The sequence below is a fragment of the Streptomyces sp. MMBL 11-1 genome, assembly GCF_028622875.1.
Taxonomy (GTDB): Bacteria; Actinomycetota; Actinomycetes; order Streptomycetales; family Streptomycetaceae; genus Streptomyces.
In genome coordinates this window covers 1,403,711-1,421,523 of record NZ_CP117709.1, presented here as the reverse complement: position 1 = coordinate 1,421,523, position 17,813 = coordinate 1,403,711, and the positions used below count along the sequence as shown (strand labels likewise).

Genomic DNA, 17,813 nt, shown 5'->3' with positions numbered 1-17,813 from the left:
TCCGCCTTGACCTGCCGTTGAAGGCTGCCTTAGCGTGAGGTTGTTCAGAAATATGGACACCGATCAGAATTGTGCACGCCTGCGTCTGCTCAGGGAGCGCCCGTGACCTCAGCCCCCCTTGCCGCCCGGCTCAGCGAAGTCGCCGGGCCGCTCTTCTTCCCCGTGACCGCGTTCGGGCCGGACGGCACCGTCGACCTCGCCGTCTTCCGCGCCCATGTGCGGGCCGGGATCGACGCCGGAGCCGCCGCGGTCTTCGCCTGCTGCGGCACGGGCGAGTTCCATGCGCTGACTCCGGAGGAGTTCCGCCTCGCGGTCGCCGCCGCCGTCGAGGAGACCGCCGGAGAGGTTCCCGTCCTCGCGGGGGCCGGCTACGGCACGGCGCTCGCCGTCCAGTACGCGCGGGCCGCCGAGGAGGCCGGCGCGGACGGGCTCCTCGCGATGCCGCCCTATCTCGTCGTCGCTGACCAGGAAGGGCTGCTGAAGCACTACGCGGCGCTCGCGGCGGCCACCGGCCTGGAGACGATCGTCTACCAGCGTGACAACGCGATCCTCACCCCCGAGACGGTCGTCGCCCTGGCGGGCACCCCCGGCGTCATCGGGCTCAAGGACGGCCACGGCGACCTCGACCTCATGCAGCGCATCGTCAGCGCGGTCCGCACCCACCGGCCCGGCGGCGACTTCCTCTACTTCAACGGACTGCCCACCGCCGAGCTCACCGGCCCCGCCTACCGGGGCATCGGCGTCACCCTCTACTCCTCCGCCGTCTTCGCCTTCGCCCCGGACATCGCCCTCGCCTTCCACCGGGCCCTGGACTCCGGGGACGACGCCCTGGTGCACGGGTTGCTCGACCACTTCTACCGGCCGCTCGTCGAACTGCGCGCCCAGGGCCGCGGATACGCCGTCTCCCTGGTCAAGGCCGGTGTCCGGCTCCAGGGCCTGGATGTCGGTGAGGTACGCACCCCGCTCACCGAACCGTCCGCCGCGCACGTCGAGGACCTCATCGAGATCATCGCGAGCGGCCGCGCCCTGCTGGAGGAACGGGCATCCCGGGAACAGCGCCCCCCGGCGGGCCGGGCTCCTGTCCGGGCCGGGGGCCGGGCGTGAAGGCCGGCGCTTTCCTCTACCCGTGGGACGTCGTCGGGGACCCGGACGCCGCCGCCCGGATCGCGGACCTCGGCGTCCGCCAGGTCACCCTGGCCTCCGCCTACCACTCCACCCGGGCCCTGACCCCCCGCCACCCCGCCCACCGCGTCGTCACCGCCGGGCACGCCGCCGTCCTCTATCCGCCGGACCCGGCCCGCTGGGCGGGGCGGGCCCTCGCCCCGTACCGCCAGAGCTGGACGGACGGCGACGATCCGTACGGGGAGGCCGCGGGCGCGCTCGCCGCCGCCGGCCTGGAGGTGCACAGCTGGGTGGTCCTCGCCCACAGCACGCGGCTCGGCGCGGAGCACCCGGACACCTCGGTGGTCAACGCCTACGGGGACCGCTACCCCTGGGCCCCCTGCATCGCCCGCCCCGCCGTGCGCGCCTACCTCGTCGACCTCGCGGCGGAGGCCGCCGCCCGGCCCGGAACCCGCGGGACCGAACTGGAGTCCTGCGGCTGGTACGGCTTCGCCCATCTGCACGCCCATGACAAGGTCGCCGGCGTGGACCTCGGCGAGGCGGCGCAGTACCTGATGTCGCTGTGCTTCTGCCCGGACTGCCGCGAGGGGTACGGGCAGGCGGGCGCCGACCCCGGCGAGCTGTCCGCCGCCGTCCGCCGCGCCCTGGAACCGGCCTGGTCCGGCGCCGGTTCCCCGGAGTCCGGCCGGGAAGGCATCGGGAAGCTGCTCGGGCCCGAGCTCGCGGACGCCACCCTGCGGTGGCGCGGCCGGGTCGCCCGCGCGTTCCAGGAGGCTGCCGTCGCGGCGGTACGGGGCGCTGCCCCGTCCGGCTTCCAGGTGCTGCTGCACGCCGACCCCGTCCCGTACCGCACCGGGGCCAACGTCGGCGTCGAGGCGGACCACATCCTGACCGTGGCCGACGGCGTGGTGCTGCCCTGCACCGGACCCGACAGCGCCCGGGAAGCGGTCCTCGGGCCGTTCGCCGGCCGGGGCGGCGTGCGCGCCGCCAACTTCGGGATCGTCACGGGAATGGGCGGAAGCCCTCGCACCCTGGAGCGCGACGCGGCCCACGCCGCCTCGCTCGGCGCTGACCAACTGCGCCTGTACCACGCGGGGCTCGCCTCGGGCCCGGACCTGGAGGCGGTCGCCGCCGCTCTCTCACGGCTGGGGTGACGCGGGGCCGGACTCCCCTGCGGGACTGGACTCCCCGGGGCGGGGCGCCGGCACAGGAGCCGCTGTCGACGCGGGGCCGGATGACGAACCGGGGGCGGACGACGACGCGGAGCCGGAGGCCGACGTGGGGCTGGAGGCCGACGTGGGGCCGGTGCCGCGCCGTGCCGCCCCCGCCGCCAGCAGCGCCGCGGCCAGCAGCCCCGCCGCCCCGCCCACCGCCGTCAGCACCCGCACGTCCACCACCGCGACGAGTCCCGCCCCCACCGCCAGGGCCACCGCGTTGGGCGCCGTCATCAGCGAGCCGGCCGTCGCCGCCGTCCGCCCCAGCTCCGCGTCCGGCGTCTCCCGCTGCACCGCCGTCATCGTCGCGATCAGCACGCACGGCAGGCCGAACCCGATCGCCGCGCTCGCCGCCAGGGCCACCCCGTCGTACGGCAGCGTCCGGGCGCCCACCGCCAGCGCGAACAACGCCATGCCGCCCGCCGCGAACACCCGCTCCGGCAGCCGGCGCAGCAGCGGCCCCACGAGCAGCCCCACCGCCACGGAACCGGCGCCCTGCACCGCGTAGAGGATCCCCGCGTACTCCGGCGTCCGGCCGAGCACATCATCGACGTAACCGAACGTCACGGCCCCGTTCACCCCTGCCAGCAGCATCGTCGCCGCCCCCGCCGTCACCAGCGGGCGGAGCACGTCCGAGGCGCGTATCCGCCGCAGCCCGGCGAGGAGTTCACCGCGCCACGCCCCCACCGGGGGCCGCGGAGCCTCCCGCACCCGCAGCCGGGCGAGGATCAGGGCGGCCAGGGCGCACGTCGCCGCGTCCAGCAGCGCCACGGCCGGGCCGCCGAACCGCGCGTACAGCCCGGCGCCCGCCAGCGGGGCGACCAGTTTCATGCCCTCGTTGGCCGTCGTCCGCAGCCCGTTGAAGTCCGCCAGCAGCGAGGCGGGCACGGTCCCCGCGACGAGCGCCGACTCCGCCGCGTCGAGCAGGACGCCGCTCGCCCCGTAGAGGACCAGCACCACGAAGACCAGCCAGACGGTGCGGCCGGAGTCCACCAGCACCAGCGACGCCAGCAGACAGGCCATCGCCAGGTTCACCCGCACCAGCAGCTTCTTCCGGTCCATCCGGTCCGCGAGCGCGCCGAGCGCGGGCCCGGCCAGCACCGGGGCCCACATCGCGCACACCGTCAGCGCCGCCAGACTGTCCGACCCGGTCAGCGACTTGACCCAGATCCCCGCCGTGAGCCACATCGCGGACGTACCGAACCCGGAGACGACCACCCCCGCCAGATACCGCCCCGCCGTCGGGTCCCGCAGGACCCGCACCACCGCCGGCCCGCCCATGCCGCCCCGCCCTCCGCCTCGTGCTCCGCGCCCCGGCCGTGCGGGCCGTACGGTCATGCTGCGGAGTAAGGCTGTGCGGCGGCATCGGGCGGATGCCCTACGTGCTGTCCGGGCCCGGCGCCGACCGCCCGGACTCCTCGTCCTTCGCCCGGGGCACGCTGATCGCCAGGAGCGCGGTGTCGTCGTCGAGCCCCTCGCCGAACGAGTTCAGCAGTGCGGTGAGCTCCTTGACGGCGACGGGCGCCGAGGTGGGGGCGAGGGACCGCGCGAAGTCCAGGAGTGCTTCGTCGCCGTAGCGTTCCCCCGGGCCCCCGGTGCGGGCCTCGGTCAGGCCGTCGGTGTAGAGCAGCAGGGTGTCACCGGGACGCAGGTCCAGGGTGGCGGTGGTGAACTGCGCGTCCGCTACGACCCCGACCAGCTGGCCGCCGGGGGTGGGCAGGTAGTCGGCGCTGCCGTCGGCCCTGAGCAGCAGGGCGGGAGGGTGGCCGCCGCCGGCCAGGACGACGTGGAACCCGGCGCCGTTCTCCTCATCAGGTGTGAGCATGCCGAAGATCACGGTGCAGAAGAGCGGTTCGTCCCCCTCGGTCCGGTGGTTGAGCGCGGTGTTGAGGTTGGCCAGAACCCTGACCGGTACGGGGTCAAAGACCGCGGCGGCTCGCAGGGTGTACCGCGCCAACGACGTCACCACGGCCGCGTCGGCGCCCTTGCCGCGCACGTCCCCCATGAAGAACCCCCAGGCTCCGGCGGTGAGCGGGAACAGATCGTAGAAGTCCCCGCCCACCTGGTCGGTGGACGCGAAGTGGTAGTGCGCCGCGGCCTCCCTGCCCGGACCCGGTTCGATGGCCGGCGGGATCAGGGTGCGCTGCAGGGTGGTGGCGAGGCGTTGCACGCGTTCGCGTTCGCGCTCGGCCTCCTGCCGGGCCCGCAGGAGTTCCCGCTCGTAGGCACGCCTGTCCCGGGCGTCGAGGAGAGTGGTGCGGATCAGCAGCGGTTCGCCGTCGGCGTCCCGCTTGACGGTGGAGGTGACCAGGACGGGCAGCCGGGCGCCGTCCGCGGCCCTGAGTTCCAGCGCGACGCCGTTGACCTCGCCCTGCATCCGCAGCAGCGGTGCGAAGTGCGTCTCGTGGTAGAGCCTGCCGCCGATGGTCAGCAGGTCGGAGAAGTGCTTGCGGCCCACCAGCTCCTCACGACGGTGGCCGAGCCATTTCAGGAGCGTTCCGTTGACCTTGGCGATCCGCCCGTCCATCAGGGTGGAGAGGTAGCCGCACGGCGCGTTCTCGTACAGGTCCTCCGCACTGTCCTCCAGCAGGGCGGAGGACAGTGCGGAGTCCTGCTCAGGGTCCTCCGCCGGCCATGATCCGTCGGTCCTGCCGCCGCCCGGGCACACGGTCACGGCCCCTGTACGAAGGCGATGATCGCCTCGGCGGTCTCCTCGGGGGCGCTCAGCTGGGGGCAGTGACCCGTCGAGTCCAGGGTGACCAGCTCGCTGCCGGGGATCCGCGCGTGGACGTAGGCGCCCACCTCGCGCGGGGCGATCGTGTCCCGCGCGCTCTCGGCGATGAGCGTCGGAACGGTCACCTTGGGGAGGTCCGCCCGGTTGTCGGAGAGAAAGGTGGCTCTGGCGAAGACCCGGGCCATCTCGGGGTCCGTCCGGCAGAAGCTGTTGGTCAGCTCCTCACCCAGCTCGGGGCGCTCCGGGTTCCCCATGATCACCGGAGCCATGGTCGCCGACCAGCCCAGATAGTTGCTCTCCAGCGACTCGAGCAGTTCGTCGATGTCCTGCTTGCTGAATCCGCCCCGGTAGTCACCGTCGTCGATGTACGACGGCGAGGGGGTGAGGAGGACCAGCTTCTCGAAGAGCGCGGGCTCCTGTACGGCGGCGAGCACACCGATCATGGAACTGACCGAATGCCCGACGAAGGTCACGGGGCCGAGGCCGAGCTCCCGGCAGATGCCGATGACGTCCTGCGCGTAGCCGTCCAGGGTGGAGTACCGCTCGGGGCTCCAGGCCGACGCGGCGGAATACCCCGCCCCCACATGATCGAACAGGACCACCCGGAAGCGTTCCTCCAGCGCCGGTGCGACGAGACGCCAGAGATTCTGATCGCAGCCGAAACCGTGGGCGAGCATCACCACCGGGCCGCTCTCCCGGCCTCTCACCCGTACCCGGTTTCTCTCGCGCACGTCCATACGGACATCCTGACACCCTTCGTACCGCACGGCCCGGTCTGCCGGGCGACCGCCGCCCACCAGCGCCGATCACGCTTCCGGAGGCGGCCGGGCGGCACCGATCCAGCAGCCCCAGCAGCCCCAGCAGCCCCAGCAGCCCCAGCAGCCCCGGCCCGGCCCCGGCACCTCCAGCAGTCCTGGCAGTCCCGGCAGCCCGGCGTCACCGCTCCAGCGCCGCCTTCATCGTCTTCTGCGCGATCGGCGCGGCCAGCCCGTTGCCGCTGACCTCGGAGCGCGCCGCCCCCGAGTCCTCCACGAGCACCGCGACCGCGACCTCCTTGCCGCTGTCGCGGTCCTTCGCGTACGAGGTGAACCAGGCGTACGGGGTGTTGCTGTTGTCCACGCCGTGCTGCGCGGTGCCCGTCTTGCCGCCCACCTCGGCCCCGGGGATCCGGGCGTTGGTGCCGGTACCCTCCTCGACGACCGTCACCATCGCGCTCCGCAGCTGCTCGGCGGTCGACTCCTTCACCACCCGCTCGGTGTCGCCGTCGGCGGTCTCCTCCAGCACCGTGCCGTCCCCGTCGGTCACCCGGGAGACCATGTGCGGCGCGGCCAGCTCACCGCCGTTGGCCAGCGCCGAGGTGACCATCGCCACCTGGAGCGGGGTCGCGGTGACCTCGAACTGGCCGATCCCCGTCAGCGCCGTCTGGGCCTTGTCCATACCGGTCGGGTAGACGCTCTTCGCCGCCCGTACGGGGACGTCCAGCTTCTCGGTGCCGAACCCGAACGCGTCCGCCATCTCCTTGACCTCGTCCTGGCCGAGGTCGGCCGCGGCCTTCGCGAAGACGTTGTTGCAGGAGTACCGGAGCGCGGTGCGCAGGGTCGCGTTCTCGCAGGGCGCGGACGCGTTCTCGTTGGGGAGCACGGTGCTGGTGCCGGGCAGGGTGTACGGGTCGGGGCTGTCGGTGCGCTCGTCGACCGAGCCGTACAGCCCGTTCTCCAGCGCGGCCGCCGCGACCACCAGCTTGAACGTGGAGCCCGGCGGCAGCGGCTGCCGCAGCGCCCGGTTGACCAGCGGCTTGTCCGGGTCGTCCAGCAGGGCCTGCCAGGCGTCCTGGTCCGTCGTCCCGCTGATTGTCGAGGGGTCGTAGGAGGGGGTGGAGACCATGCCGAGGATCCGGCCGGTCCCCGGGTCGATGGCCACCGCCGCGCCCTTGGTGTCGCCGAGCGCCTCGTAGGCCGCCTTCTGGACGTCCGGGTCGATGGTCGTCAGTACGTTGCCGGGGTCGGCCTGCCCGCCGGTGAGCAGGTCCTTCGGGTCCTTCAGCCGGTCGTCCGTGCCGTCCAGGACGTCGCCGTAGATGCCTTCGAGCTGGGTCGCCCCGTACGCCTGTGAGCTGTAGCCGGTGACGGGCGCGTACAGCTCGCCCTGGGGGTACGTGCGCTTGTACCGGAGGTCGCCGCCACTGGTCTCCTTCGATCCGGTGACCGGCGAACCGGCCACGATGATGTCCCCGAGCGGCTGCGCGTACTGCGCGATGGTGTTCCGCCGGTTGTGCTCGTGGTCTGCGAGCGCCTCGGCCCGGTAGCCCTGCACCCATGTCGCCCGCACCAGCAGGGCGAGCACCATGAGCAGACAGAAGACCGAAGCGTGCCTGATTGTCTTGTTCATCCCACTGGAGCGACGAACGGGCGCGTTCCGGCCGTTCCCGTCCGCGCCCCTTCTCACCGATTTCTCAGGCGGCCCGCCGCGCCCCGGAGCCCGGCCGGCGGCTCAGCCCGGGGTGATGAAACCGGACTCGTACGCCGCGATGACCGCCTGGGTGCGGTCCCGGGCGCCGCACTTCGCGAGGACCGCCGCCACATGCGTCTTCGCCGTCGCCGGGCCCACCGAGAGCCGCCCCGCGATCTCCGCGTTGGTCAGCCCCGCCGCCATCAGCCGCAGCACGTCCGCCTCCCGCCCGGTCAGCCTCCCCACCCAGGCCGGAGTCCCGGCCGCCCGTCGCCCGGAGTGCTCGGCGGCGAGCGAGCGCACGGACGCCGGATACAGGAGCGAGTCGCCGCACGCCACCAGGCGTACCGCCTGCACCAGCTCCTCGGCCGCCGACCGCTTCAGCAGGAACCCGGCCGCCCCGGCGTGCAGGGCCTCGTACACGTACGCGTCGTTCTCGAAGGTCGTCACGACGACGATCCGCGGCGGGTCCTCGAGTGTGGCGAGGATCTGCTCCGTGGCCCGGATGCCGTCGATCTCCGGCATCCGCACGTCCATCAGCACCACGTCGGGCCGCAGCTCCCGCACCACGGAGACGGCCTCCGCACCGGTGGAGGCCTCCCCGACGACCTCGATGCCCTCCTCGGCGTCCAGGATCACGCGCAGCGCCGTACGCACCATCCGCTCGTCGTCCGCCAGCACCACGCGCACCGGAGCCCCGCTCATCGCCGTCCCCCCGTCCGCCCGGCCGTACCCGGCACCGTCGGCAGCAGGGCGGTCAGCCGCCAGACGCCGTCGTCCGCCCCCGCCTCGGTCCGGCCGCCCAGGAGGACGGCCCGCTCCGCGATGCCGCGCAGTCCGCGACCGCCCCCGGGGCGTGCCGCGGCGGGCCGTTCGCCCAGTGGATTCTCCATCACGATCTCCAGCTCCCTCTCCCGTACCGCGATCAGCAGCCGTACCGGGGACGCGCCCCCGCCGTGCCGTAACGCGTTGCTCAGCCCCTCCTGGACGATCCGGTACGCCTCCCGCGAGACCACCGGGTCCAGACGGTCCGGATCGCCCTGCCGCTCGTGCGCCACCGGCACCCCGCAGTGCGCCAGCAGCCCGCCGAGCGCGTCCAGCCCCGGCCCGTGCGCCGCGTCCTCGTGGTCCGGCTCCCCGTCCTGCCGCAGCAGCCCCAGCACCGAGTCCAGCTCCCCGACCGTCCGTCGCGTCGTCTCCTCGATGGCGGTCAGCGCCTCGCGGACGAACTCCGGATCGCGGTCCAGGACCCGGCGCGCCGCCCCCGCCTGAAGGGTCACCGCGCTCAACGCGTGCCCCACCGAGTCGTGCAGCTCCCGGGCGAGCCGGTTGCGCACCGCCAGATCCGCCGCCCGGCGCTCGGCGGCGGCCAGCCGGTCCTCGGGCGTCGGCCCCAGCAGCACCGGGGCCCGCCGGGCCAGCACCTCCCCGGCCGCGGCGGCGACCAGCGCCAGGGCCGCCAGCATCGCGAGCCCGGCGAACGGGGCGAGGGCCACCGCCCACGGTTCCCGCAGCGCGTGGGGGCCGTTGAGCAGCCAGGTGCCGCGCAGCCCGTCGGAGAAGGGCAGCGCTGCCACGGCCACCGCGAACGACGGCAGCGCGAGGGTGAGCCCGCTGACGATCCCGCCGAGCGCCAGATGCAGGGTGTACCAGCCCGCGGTACGCACCCGGGCCTGCCGGGTGCGGGCGGGGCCGTCGGCCAGCAGGGCGGGCGGCACCCCGCACAGGGCGCGGGCGGCGGCCACGGACAGCGGCCGGACGAGCGGGAAGCAGCCGGTGACCGCCGCCATCGGCAGGGCGATGGCGAACGCGGCGAACGGGTCGGAGACGGAGGAGAGCAGCGGTTCCCCGCCGCTCGCCAGGCTGTTGAGGACCGCGCCGACGAGGAAGTACGGCATCAGCAGCGCGCCGCCGATGATCAGATGCAGCCAGCGCAGCCGGGTCCGCCGTCCGAACAGCGCGGAGACGGGCTTCACGAGACCCGGTGGGCGGCGGCCGGGGCAGGGACGCCGGCGGTCGTGGGCAGCGCGGAAGCCGTCGCGCGCTCCGCGAGGACGCGGGCGCCCGGCGTCACGACGAGCACCCCGGCCGGCATCTGGACAGCGTAGGTCAGTACGGCAGCCGTCGCCGTCGCCTTGACGCCCGCGCAGGGCCGGCGCGACACCGTGGCGACCGCCCGGAGCACGGACCGCGCCCGGCCGACGAGGCCCGAGGCCGCTTCCGCTCCGGGCGGGGCGACGCGGTACGAGGACGCCTCGGCCGGCTCGGCGTGGTGCGGGGCCGTCACGGGCGCCCCGGGTCGGTGCGGCGGGGCGAGTGCCGCGGGATGCCGGTTCGCTGTCACGCCACCAGGCTTCCGCACCGGCCGGCCCCGCGCGTCCTGCCCGGCGACGATCCGTCTCCGCCGCGCGGGGGAGGGGCGCGGCACGCGCGCGGCGCCCGGCCTCAAGGGCCGTACGGTGACCTGGGCCCGGGCGGCCACGTCCGCACGCGCGCGCGTCGCGGGTTGCCGTCGGTCGACGACGACGCTCCGCGTCGCGGGCCCGGCGCCACCGTGGCCGTCAGAGCCTCCGGGTCGCGAGGGTGAGCCGGTCCCGGGCGTCGAACAGGGCGTCCTTCACCATCTGTTCGTGGCCGGGAGTGAGCCGGGCGACCGGCACCGAGCAGCTGATCGCGTCGCGCGCGGGCGTCCGGTAGGGGATCGCCACGCCGAAGCAGCGCAGGCCGATGGTGTTCTCCTCGCGGTCCACCGCGTAGCCCTGCTCGCGGACCAGCCGCAGCTCCTCGATGAGCTTCTCGCGGTCCGTGATGGTGTGTTCGGTCAGCGCGGGCAGCGACTCGGGCAGCATCTTGCGGACCTGCTCGTCGCTGTGGGTGGCCAGCAGCGCCTTGCCGAGCGACGTGGAGTGCGCGGGCAGTCGGCGGCCGACCCGGGTGAAGGGGCGCAGATAGTGCTGGGACTGCCGGGTGGCGAGGTAGACCACGTTCGTCCCGTCGAGGCGGGCCAGGTGAATGGTCTCCGTGGTGTCGTCGGACAGCCTGTCCAGCGTGGGCCTGGCGGCGGCCACGACCTCGTCGCCGTCGATGTACGACGTGCCGACCAGCAGGGCGCGCACGCCGATCCCGTACCGGGTGCCCGTCGCGTCCGTCTCCACCCAGCCCAGCTCCACCAGGGTGCGCAGCAGCATGTAGAGGCTCGACTTGGGGTAGCCCACAGCCTCCTGGACGGCGGCCAGCGAGTGCATGCCGGGCCGCCCCGCGAAGTATTCGAGGAGCTCCACGGTCCGTACCGCGGACTTGACCTGTGCCCCACCGGACTCGGCGACCGACATCGCCCACGCCCCCTTCTCCAGCTCATCGACTTCTCGCCCGCGTCGGCGTCCGAAAAGCCGCCACACGATTGCCAACACGGAACGCCCGGAAATAGAGTCCCAGGACATTCACGATCAGGAACTCTGTTCAGAATACCGAACACTTGGCGATGTGCGGCCGAAGCCGGACGGAAGCCGGACGGAAGCCGGCCGGAGGCCGGTCGCACCACGGGAGGGAAGCACGGTGAACGCAGTACCAGTCTGGAGCGTCGACCCCCGAACCGGGAACCCGCGCGAGCAGGTCGCGGTGGAGGCTACCGCCGGGGAGGTCGACCGTGCGGTCCGGGCGGCCCACGCCGCCCGCGACCCCCTCGCCGACCGCGCGGCGCGCGCCGCGTTCCTGCGTTCGGCGGCGGAGCTGCTGGAGGAGTCCGGGGAGCACATCGTCGAGGCGGCCGACGCCGAGACCGCCCTCGGGCCGGCCCGGCTCACCGGTGAACTGGCCCGCACCGCAGCCCAGTTGAGGGCCTTCGCGGAGGTCGTGGACGAAGGGGCCTACCTCGACGTCCACATCGACCACCCGGACGGCTCCCGGACCCCGCCCTGGCCCGACCTGCGCCGCTACAAGATCCCGCTCGGGGTCGTCGCCGTCTACGCGGCCAGCAACTTTCCGCTCGCCTTCTCCGTCCCCGGCGGCGACACGGCCAGCGCGCTCGCGGCCGGCTGCCCGGTCGTGGTCAAGGCGCACCCCGACCACCCGGCCACCTCCGAACTCTGCGTCTCCGTCCTCCGCCGCGCCGCCGCCCGCACCGGACTGCCCGAGGACGTCGTGACCCTGGTGCACGGCTTCGACGCGGGCGTCGAGCTGATCCGCCACCCGCTGGTGAGCGCCGCCGGTTTCACCGGTTCGGTGCGCGGCGGACGCGCCCTGTTCGACGCGGCGGCCGCCCGCCCCACTCCTATCCCGTTCCACGGCGAGCTCGGCTCCCTCAACCCGGTCGTCGTCACCGGGGCGGCCGCCGCCGAGCGCGCCGAGGAGATCGGCGCCGGGCTCGGCGGCTCGATGACGCTGGGCGTGGGCCAGTTCTGCACCAAGCCCGGCTTCGTCCTGGTTCCCGAGGGCGCGGCGGGCGACCAGCTCCTCAAGACACTCACCGAGGCGGTCAGCTCCACCGGCTCCGGCGTCCTGCTGGACCACCGCATGCGGGACGCCTTCGTCACGGGCGTACGGGAGCGGGCCGCGCTGCCGGACGTCGGGGCGCCCGTCACCCCAGGCGCGGGCGGCGAGCACACCGTGTCCGCCGGATTCCTCACCGTCCCGGCCGCCCGGCTGACCGCCGATGGCCCGCACGACGCGCTGCTGGAGGAGTGCTTCGGGCCGGTCACCGTGATCGCCCGGTACGCCTCCGTCGACGAGGTCACCGCCGTCCTCGCCCGGCTGCCCGGGAACCTCACCGCCACCCTCCAGGCCGCCGAGGACGCCGACCCCGACGCGGCGCGCCTGCTGGCCGCGCTCACCCCGCTCGCCGGGCGCGTCCTCGTCAACGGCTGGCCGACCGGCGTCGCCGTCGCCCCCGCTCAGCACCACGGCGGCCCCTACCCGGCCACCACCTCCACCTCCACCTCCGTCGGCGCGACGGCGATCGAACGCTGGCTGCGCCCCGTCACGTTCCAGTCCACCCCCGAGGCGCTCCTCCCGCCGGAGCTGCGCGAGGACAACCCGCTGGGCCTGCCCCGCCGGGTGGACGGGCGCCGCGCATGAGCCCGCACCTGGACGCCCTCCCCTTCGCCCTGGACGCGGAGGGCCCCGACGGACGCTGGACCCACGCCGACGGCGTGCTGACGGGCCGGGCCGGACCCGGCCAGGACCTGTTCGTCCCCCCGTCCGGCGACTCCCTGGAGTCGGCCTCCGACGCCCCGCGCCTGCTCGGCCCGGTGGGGGAGGGGGACTTCCGGCTGGTGGCCCGGGTGCGCCCGGGGCTGCTGTCGGCCGGTGACGCGGGCGCGCTGTATCTGCACGTCGGGGACCGCGAGTGGGCCAAACTCTGCCTGGAGCACTCCGCGGACCTCCCGACCGTCTGCACCGTCGTCACCCGGGGCCACAGCGACGACGCCAACGCCTTCGTGGTGGAGGAGGGCGTCTGCTGGCTCCGCCTCAGCCGCACCGGCAGCGCCTACGCCTTCCACGCCTCCGCCGACGGCGAGACGTGGACCTTCGTCCGCGTCTTCACCCTCGGCACGGAGAAGGAGCGGGCCGCCGCCCGCGCCGGCTTCCTGGTGCAGTCGCCCACCGGCGAGGGCTGCGGCGCGGTCTTCGACCGGATCGCGTTCCTGGCCGGGGGAGTGGAGGACCTGCGCGACGGGCGGTGACGGGCGGGCGCGCGGTGCGGTGGTGACCGCCCTGTCGTCACCGGCTCGGCTCCTTCCTCCGGAATGTCCGGTGCCGCGACGACGTTGCCGAATCGAGTGCGGGACACCGCGCACTCCGTCCACGTTCCCCAGGGAGAAGAAGAGTCATGCGCGTCGAGATCTGGAGCGACATCGCCTGCCCGTGGTGCTACATCGGCAAGGCCCGCTTCGAGAAGGGCCTCGCGGAGTTCGCCCACCGGGACGAGGTCGAGGTGGTGCACCGCTCCTTCGAGCTCGACCCCTCGCGGGCCAAGGGCGACACCGCGCTCGTGATCGACATGCTGGCCGAGAAGTACGGCCGCAGCCGCGAGGAAGCGGCCTCGATGGAGGCGAACGTCGCGGCCAACGCGCAGGCCGAGGGGCTCGGCTACCGCACCGAGGGCCGTGACCACGGCTCCACCTTCGACCTCCACCGGCTGCTGCACCTGGCCAAGGCCCGCGGCCGCCAGGACGAGCTGCTGACCCTCGCCTACCGGGCGAACTTCGCCGAGGAGCGGTCCGTCTTCGACGACGAGGTGCTGCTCGCCCTCGCCGTGGAGGCCGGACTCGACGCCGACGAGGCCCGTGCGGTGCTCGCCGACCCCGGGGCGTACGCGGACGACGTCCGCGCCGACGAGCGCGAGGCGGCCGAACTGGGTGCCAACGCCGTGCCGTTCTTCGTTCTCGACCGCCGGTACGGAATCTCCGGCGGCCAGCCGTCGGAGGTCTTCGTCCAGGCGCTGGAGCAGGCTTGGAAGGATCGCCCCGTCACCGCGCTCACCGCCGTCGGCGGGGATGCGGCGGCCTGTGACACGGACGGCGCCTGCGAGGTTCCGCGGAGCTGAGCCCGCACCCGGGAGCCATCCATAAGTAGTCCTTTGATATCTCCTTGGCTCTCCGTGATTGACTTTGGGGGAGGGTGGCTCCAGGGTGGACGTATGACGATCCTTGCGCCCATCCAAGCGGCAGCCGCCGAATTCGCGCCCGAGGTCACCTATCTCAACACCTCCAGCTGGGGCCTGCTGCCCCGCCGGACGATCGCCGCCGTCAAGGCCCTGGCCGACGAGAACGCCGCGGGGCGCCGGGTGGGGGCGGGCAGCTTCGACGCGGTGGAGGCAGCCCGGGCCGGTTTCGCCCGGCTCGCCGGAGTCCACCCGGACCGGGTCGCCACCGGCGGGTCCGTCACCGTCCACGTCGGCCTGATCGCCGCCTCGCTGCCGCCGGGCGCCGAAGTCCTCTGCCCCGAGGGCGAGTTCTCCTCCGTGGTCAGCCCGTTCGCGCTCCGCGGCGATCTGCGCGTGCGGTACGTGCCGCTCGATGACCTCGCCGGGGCCGTACGCCCCTCGACCGCCCTCGTCGCCTTCTCCGCCGTGCAGTCGGCAGACGGCAGGGTGGCCGATCTCGCCGCCGTCCGCGCGGCCGCCGCGGCGCACGGTGCCCGGACCCTGCTGGACGGAACCCAGGCGGCGGGCTGGTTCCCGCTGGAGGCGGGGGCGTACGACTACACCGTGACCGGCGGCTTCAAGTTCCTGCTCTGCCCACGCGGTACGTCGTTCCTGACCGTCACCGAGGAGGCGGAGGACACCCTGCCGCCCCTCTTCGCGGGCTGGGTCTCCGCCGGGGCGCCCTGGGCGGGCAACTACGGCCCGCTGGAGCGCCTCGCCCCCACCGCCCGCGGTTTCGACGAGCCGCCCGCATTCCTCTCGTACCACGGGGCCGAGCACTCCCTGCAGCTGCTCGGCGAGGTGGGGGCCGACGCCCTCCACGCGCACGCCACCGGGCTCGCGGCCCGGCTGCGGGCGGGACTGGCGAAACTCGGGCACGAGACCGTTCCCGGGGAGTCGGCGATCGTCTCCGTGCCGGGACTGCAGAGCCGTCAGCCCGACCTCGCGGAGGCCGGCATCGCCGTCTCGGCCCCGGCCGGGAACCTACGGATCTCCTGCCATCTCTACAACACGGAGGCCGATGTGGACCGGGTGCTGGAGTTCCTGGCCTGATCCGTACGGAGCGCGGCTCGGCACCGGTCGGGCGGTGCGGGCGACCGAGCCGCTCGGCATCGCCCGCCCGCACATCCCGGAGTCCGACCCGCCCGTCGGCCTTTTTCGACGGCGACGCCAGGGGCTACACCGGCTCCCCGGCGCTCGACGCCGTCCGACCGTCCTCGCGCGGCCTCCCGTCCCACCGCCACGAGGTCCGGCGCGGGTGGCCCGGCAGCTCGGCGCGGCCGGTGGCCCACAGCAGTACGGCCCACCGGTCGCCGCCCGCCGGGGCGTCCGGGAAGAGCCGGGCCAGCACCCGGTCGCAGAGCGCCGGGGGCGGCGACCAGGCCAGCCCCAGGCCCTCGGCGAGATCGTGCGTGTGCACCAGGGTCTCCACCACACCCATCGCGGCGAAGCCCTCCGGGTCGGAGATCCCGTACCCGTGGTACGAGCGCACCTCGCGCGGCGTCGTCCGCGCCATCGAGGCCAGCAGCGCCCCGCTCGCCTCCAGCGTGGCCAGCAGTCCGGCGGGACCGGCGGCACGGTCGGCGAAGACCGCGTTGTGCGGCCCGCCCTGCCGTTCGGGCGCCCACCGGTAGGGCACCTCGCCGTCCAGCGGAGGCGTACGCGGGCCCAACTGCACGGCGTACGCGAACAGATCGTCGCTCAGGTGCTCCACCGTCTCCCAGCAGGTCCACGTGAGGGTCCCCGCGGGCGCGTCCCAGCGGTCCGCCGGGGCCCCGGCCAGCACGTCCACCGCGAGCCGCACCGCCGAGGTCACATCGTCGGCGGTCACCGGCAGCCGGGTCCCGCTCAGGGCCGCCCGCTCGGCGGCGGAGCACTCCACGCAGAACTCGTTGCCCTCAGGATCGGCGAGCGTCGCCCAGCCGCGCCCGTTCGGCCGGCGGTGGTCGTCCACCAGGGTCGCGCCGAGCGCGAGCAGCCGCTCCACCTCCTCGTCCCGGGAGCGGTCCTGCGGCTGGATGTCCAGATGGACGCGGTTCTTGGTCTGTTTCGCCTCGTCCACCTGGACGAAGAGGATCGCGGCGCCGGGGGTCTCCACCAGCGCCTCCGGATCGCCGGGGACGTCCTCGTCGGAGAGCGGCGCGCCGAGCACCTGGGCCCAGAAGCTGCCGAGCGTGTAGGCGTCGGCGCAGTCGATCGTGATGTGGCGTACATGGGAGGTCATGGCGGACACCCTCTCCGCTGACCCGGCCCCGGTCCAACGAGTTACGCGGAGAGGGCCGGGACGGCGTACCGTCCCGGCCCTCTCCCGCCCGTGCGTGCCGCTACTTCACCGGGGTGAAGTCCCGCGCCCCGATGAACTCGGGGCGGCGGATCGGAGCCGCGAAGGGCTCCTGCGCCGCGTTCTCCACGCTGTTGAAGACGATGAAGACGTTGCTGCGCGCGTACGGGGTGATGTTGTCGCCCGAGCCGTGCATCGCGTTGCAGTCGAACCAGGTCGCCGAACCGGCCTTGCCCGTGAAGAGCTTGATGCCGTGGCGGTCGGCCATCTTCGTCAGCGCCTCGTCGGACGGGGTGCCGGCGTCCTGCATCTGGAGCGACTTCTTGTAGTTGTCCTTCGGCGTCTCGCCCGCACAGCCGAGGAACGTCTTGTGCGAACCGGGCATGATCATCAGCCCGCCGTTGGTGTCGAAGTTCTCGGTCAGCGCGATCGACACGGACACCGTCCGCATGTTCGGCAGACCGTCCTCCGCGTGCCAGGTCTCGAAGTCCGAGTGCCAGTAGAAGCCCGTGGCGCCGAAGCCCGGCTTCACGTTGATCCGGGACTGGTGGACGTACACGTCCGAACCGAGGATCTGGCGGGCCCGGCCCACCACCCGCTCGTCGCGGACCAGACCGGCGAAGACCTCGCTGATCCTGTGGACCTCGAAGACGGACCGTACGGACTGCGACTGCTTCTCGATGATCGAGCGTTCGTCGGCGCGGACCGCCGGATCGGAGATCAGCCGGTCCAGCTCGGCCCGGTAGACGGCGACCTCGTCCGGGGTGATGAGCTGGTCGACGGTGAGGAAGCCGTCGTGCTCGTATCCCTGGAGGTCCTTGGCGGCGACCGGGCCCGGTGCGCCCGGCGCGGACCAGATGACCGGGTCCTGGCGGGGAGTGGTCATCTCGGCGGCGCCGCGCGAGGGGTACAGATCGGCGCGTACTTCGGTGGTCATGGTGGTTCAGGCCTCCTCGGTCAGCAGTGGATAGACACCGTTCTCGTCATGGTCCTCCCGTCCGGTGACGGGGGGGTTGAAGACACACACGCAGCGGAAGTCGGTCTTGGGCCGCATGGTGTGCCGCTCATGCCCGTCCAGCAGGTACATGGTGCCGGGCGTGATCCAGTGCGTCTCGCCGGTCTCGTCGTTGGTGAGCTCGGCCTCGCCCTCGGTGCAGAGCACCGCCTCGATGTGGTTCGCGTACCACATGGAGGTCTCCGTGCCCGCGTACAGCACGGTCTCGTGGAGCGAGAAGCCCACCTTCTCCTTGGCGAGCACAATGCGCTTGCTCTCCCAGGTGCCGGACGCTGACTTCACATGCCGGTCGGTGTTCTCGATGTCACTGAACGATCGGACGATCACGGTGAGCGGTTGCCTTTCTCTCTGTACGG

Annotated in this window: 17 protein-coding genes; 6 read left to right on the top strand and 11 right to left on the bottom strand. The window is 73.6% G+C overall.

Annotated features, from left to right (window positions below; translation table 11 throughout):
- Positions 1-102: 102 nt before the first annotated feature.
- Positions 103-1,104 carry a 5-dehydro-4-deoxyglucarate dehydratase gene (locus PSQ21_RS06060; protein WP_274029370.1) on the top strand — a complete coding sequence of 334 codons (1,002 nt, stop codon included), beginning with the start codon at positions 103-105 and terminating at the stop codon, positions 1,102-1,104.
- Positions 1,101-2,276, top strand: a complete 1,176-nt coding sequence (locus PSQ21_RS06055; protein ID WP_274029369.1) for a hypothetical protein — start codon at positions 1,101-1,103, stop codon at positions 2,274-2,276. Before PSQ21_RS06060 ends, PSQ21_RS06055 begins: the two co-directional genes overlap by 4 nt.
- On the opposite strand, the gene PSQ21_RS06050 is transcribed toward PSQ21_RS06055, so the two are convergent.
- From PSQ21_RS06050 to PSQ21_RS06015, 8 genes are all read right to left on the bottom strand, one after another.
- Positions 2,262-3,617, bottom strand: coding sequence for an MFS transporter (locus PSQ21_RS06050; protein ID WP_274029368.1), 1,356 nt, complete (start codon positions 3,615-3,617; stop codon positions 2,262-2,264). The two genes, PSQ21_RS06055 and PSQ21_RS06050, sit on opposite strands and share 15 nt — an antisense overlap.
- 97 nt (positions 3,618-3,714) lie before the next feature.
- On the bottom strand, positions 3,715-5,010 hold the full coding sequence (locus tag PSQ21_RS06045; protein WP_274029367.1) for a SpoIIE family protein phosphatase: 1,296 nt from the start codon (positions 5,008-5,010) through the stop codon (positions 3,715-3,717).
- Positions 5,007-5,807, bottom strand: a complete 801-nt coding sequence (locus PSQ21_RS06040) for an alpha/beta fold hydrolase (RefSeq protein WP_274029366.1) — start codon at positions 5,805-5,807, stop codon at positions 5,007-5,009. Before PSQ21_RS06040 ends, PSQ21_RS06045 begins: the two co-directional genes overlap by 4 nt.
- A 199-nt stretch (positions 5,808-6,006) precedes the next feature.
- Complete coding sequence (locus PSQ21_RS06035; RefSeq protein ID WP_274029365.1) at positions 6,007-7,458, bottom strand: peptidoglycan D,D-transpeptidase FtsI family protein; 1,452 nt, start codon at positions 7,456-7,458, stop codon at positions 6,007-6,009.
- 102 nt (positions 7,459-7,560) lie between these two features.
- Complete coding sequence (locus tag PSQ21_RS06030; protein WP_274029364.1) at positions 7,561-8,223, bottom strand: response regulator transcription factor; 663 nt, start codon at positions 8,221-8,223, stop codon at positions 7,561-7,563.
- A complete protein-coding gene (locus PSQ21_RS06025) occupies positions 8,220-9,494 on the bottom strand; it encodes a sensor histidine kinase (RefSeq protein ID WP_274029363.1) in 1,275 nt (424 codons plus the stop codon). The genes PSQ21_RS06030 and PSQ21_RS06025 overlap by 4 nt, the downstream gene beginning before the upstream one ends.
- A complete protein-coding gene (locus PSQ21_RS06020) occupies positions 9,491-9,862 on the bottom strand; it encodes a hypothetical protein (RefSeq protein WP_274029362.1) in 372 nt (123 codons plus the stop codon). Before PSQ21_RS06020 ends, PSQ21_RS06025 begins: the two co-directional genes overlap by 4 nt.
- A 217-nt stretch (positions 9,863-10,079) precedes the next feature.
- Positions 10,080-10,850 (bottom strand): IclR family transcriptional regulator, encoded by a 771-nt coding sequence (locus PSQ21_RS06015; protein WP_069756667.1) that lies wholly within the window; start codon positions 10,848-10,850, stop codon positions 10,080-10,082.
- Between the two features lie 223 nt (positions 10,851-11,073).
- On the opposite strand from PSQ21_RS06015, the gene PSQ21_RS06010 reads away from it, so the two are divergent.
- The 4 genes from PSQ21_RS06010 (at position 11,074) to PSQ21_RS05995 (ending at position 15,214) form a co-directional block, all read left to right on the top strand.
- Positions 11,074-12,591, top strand: a complete 1,518-nt coding sequence (locus PSQ21_RS06010) for an aldehyde dehydrogenase (NADP(+)) (RefSeq protein ID WP_274029361.1) — start codon at positions 11,074-11,076, stop codon at positions 12,589-12,591.
- Entirely contained in the window at positions 12,588-13,199 is a 612-nt protein-coding gene (locus PSQ21_RS06005; RefSeq protein ID WP_274029360.1) for a DUF1349 domain-containing protein, read from the top strand. The genes PSQ21_RS06010 and PSQ21_RS06005 overlap by 4 nt, the downstream gene beginning before the upstream one ends.
- Positions 13,200-13,345: 146 nt before the next feature.
- Positions 13,346-14,062 (top strand): DsbA family oxidoreductase, encoded by a 717-nt coding sequence (locus tag PSQ21_RS06000; protein WP_274029359.1) that lies wholly within the window; start codon positions 13,346-13,348, stop codon positions 14,060-14,062.
- Positions 14,063-14,155: 93 nt separating this feature from the next.
- The gene (locus PSQ21_RS05995) at positions 14,156-15,214 is read left to right on the top strand and encodes an aminotransferase class V-fold PLP-dependent enzyme (protein WP_274029358.1); all 1,059 of its coding nucleotides are present in this window, start codon (positions 14,156-14,158) and stop codon (positions 15,212-15,214) included.
- 124 nt (positions 15,215-15,338) lie between these two features.
- Here the strand turns inward: PSQ21_RS05995 and PSQ21_RS05990 are convergent, their stop codons facing one another.
- The 3 genes from PSQ21_RS05990 to PSQ21_RS05980 form a co-directional block, all read right to left on the bottom strand.
- Complete coding sequence (locus tag PSQ21_RS05990) at positions 15,339-16,385, bottom strand: VOC family protein (protein ID WP_274029357.1); 1,047 nt, start codon at positions 16,383-16,385, stop codon at positions 15,339-15,341.
- A gap of 100 nt (positions 16,386-16,485) precedes the next feature.
- On the bottom strand, positions 16,486-17,379 hold the full coding sequence (thpD, locus tag PSQ21_RS05985; protein WP_274029356.1) for an ectoine hydroxylase: 894 nt from the start codon (positions 17,377-17,379) through the stop codon (positions 16,486-16,488).
- Positions 17,380-17,385: 6 nt separating this feature from the next.
- Positions 17,386-17,784, bottom strand: coding sequence for an ectoine synthase (locus tag PSQ21_RS05980; RefSeq protein WP_003969937.1), 399 nt, complete (start codon positions 17,782-17,784; stop codon positions 17,386-17,388).
- Positions 17,785-17,813: the final 29 nt, after the last annotated feature.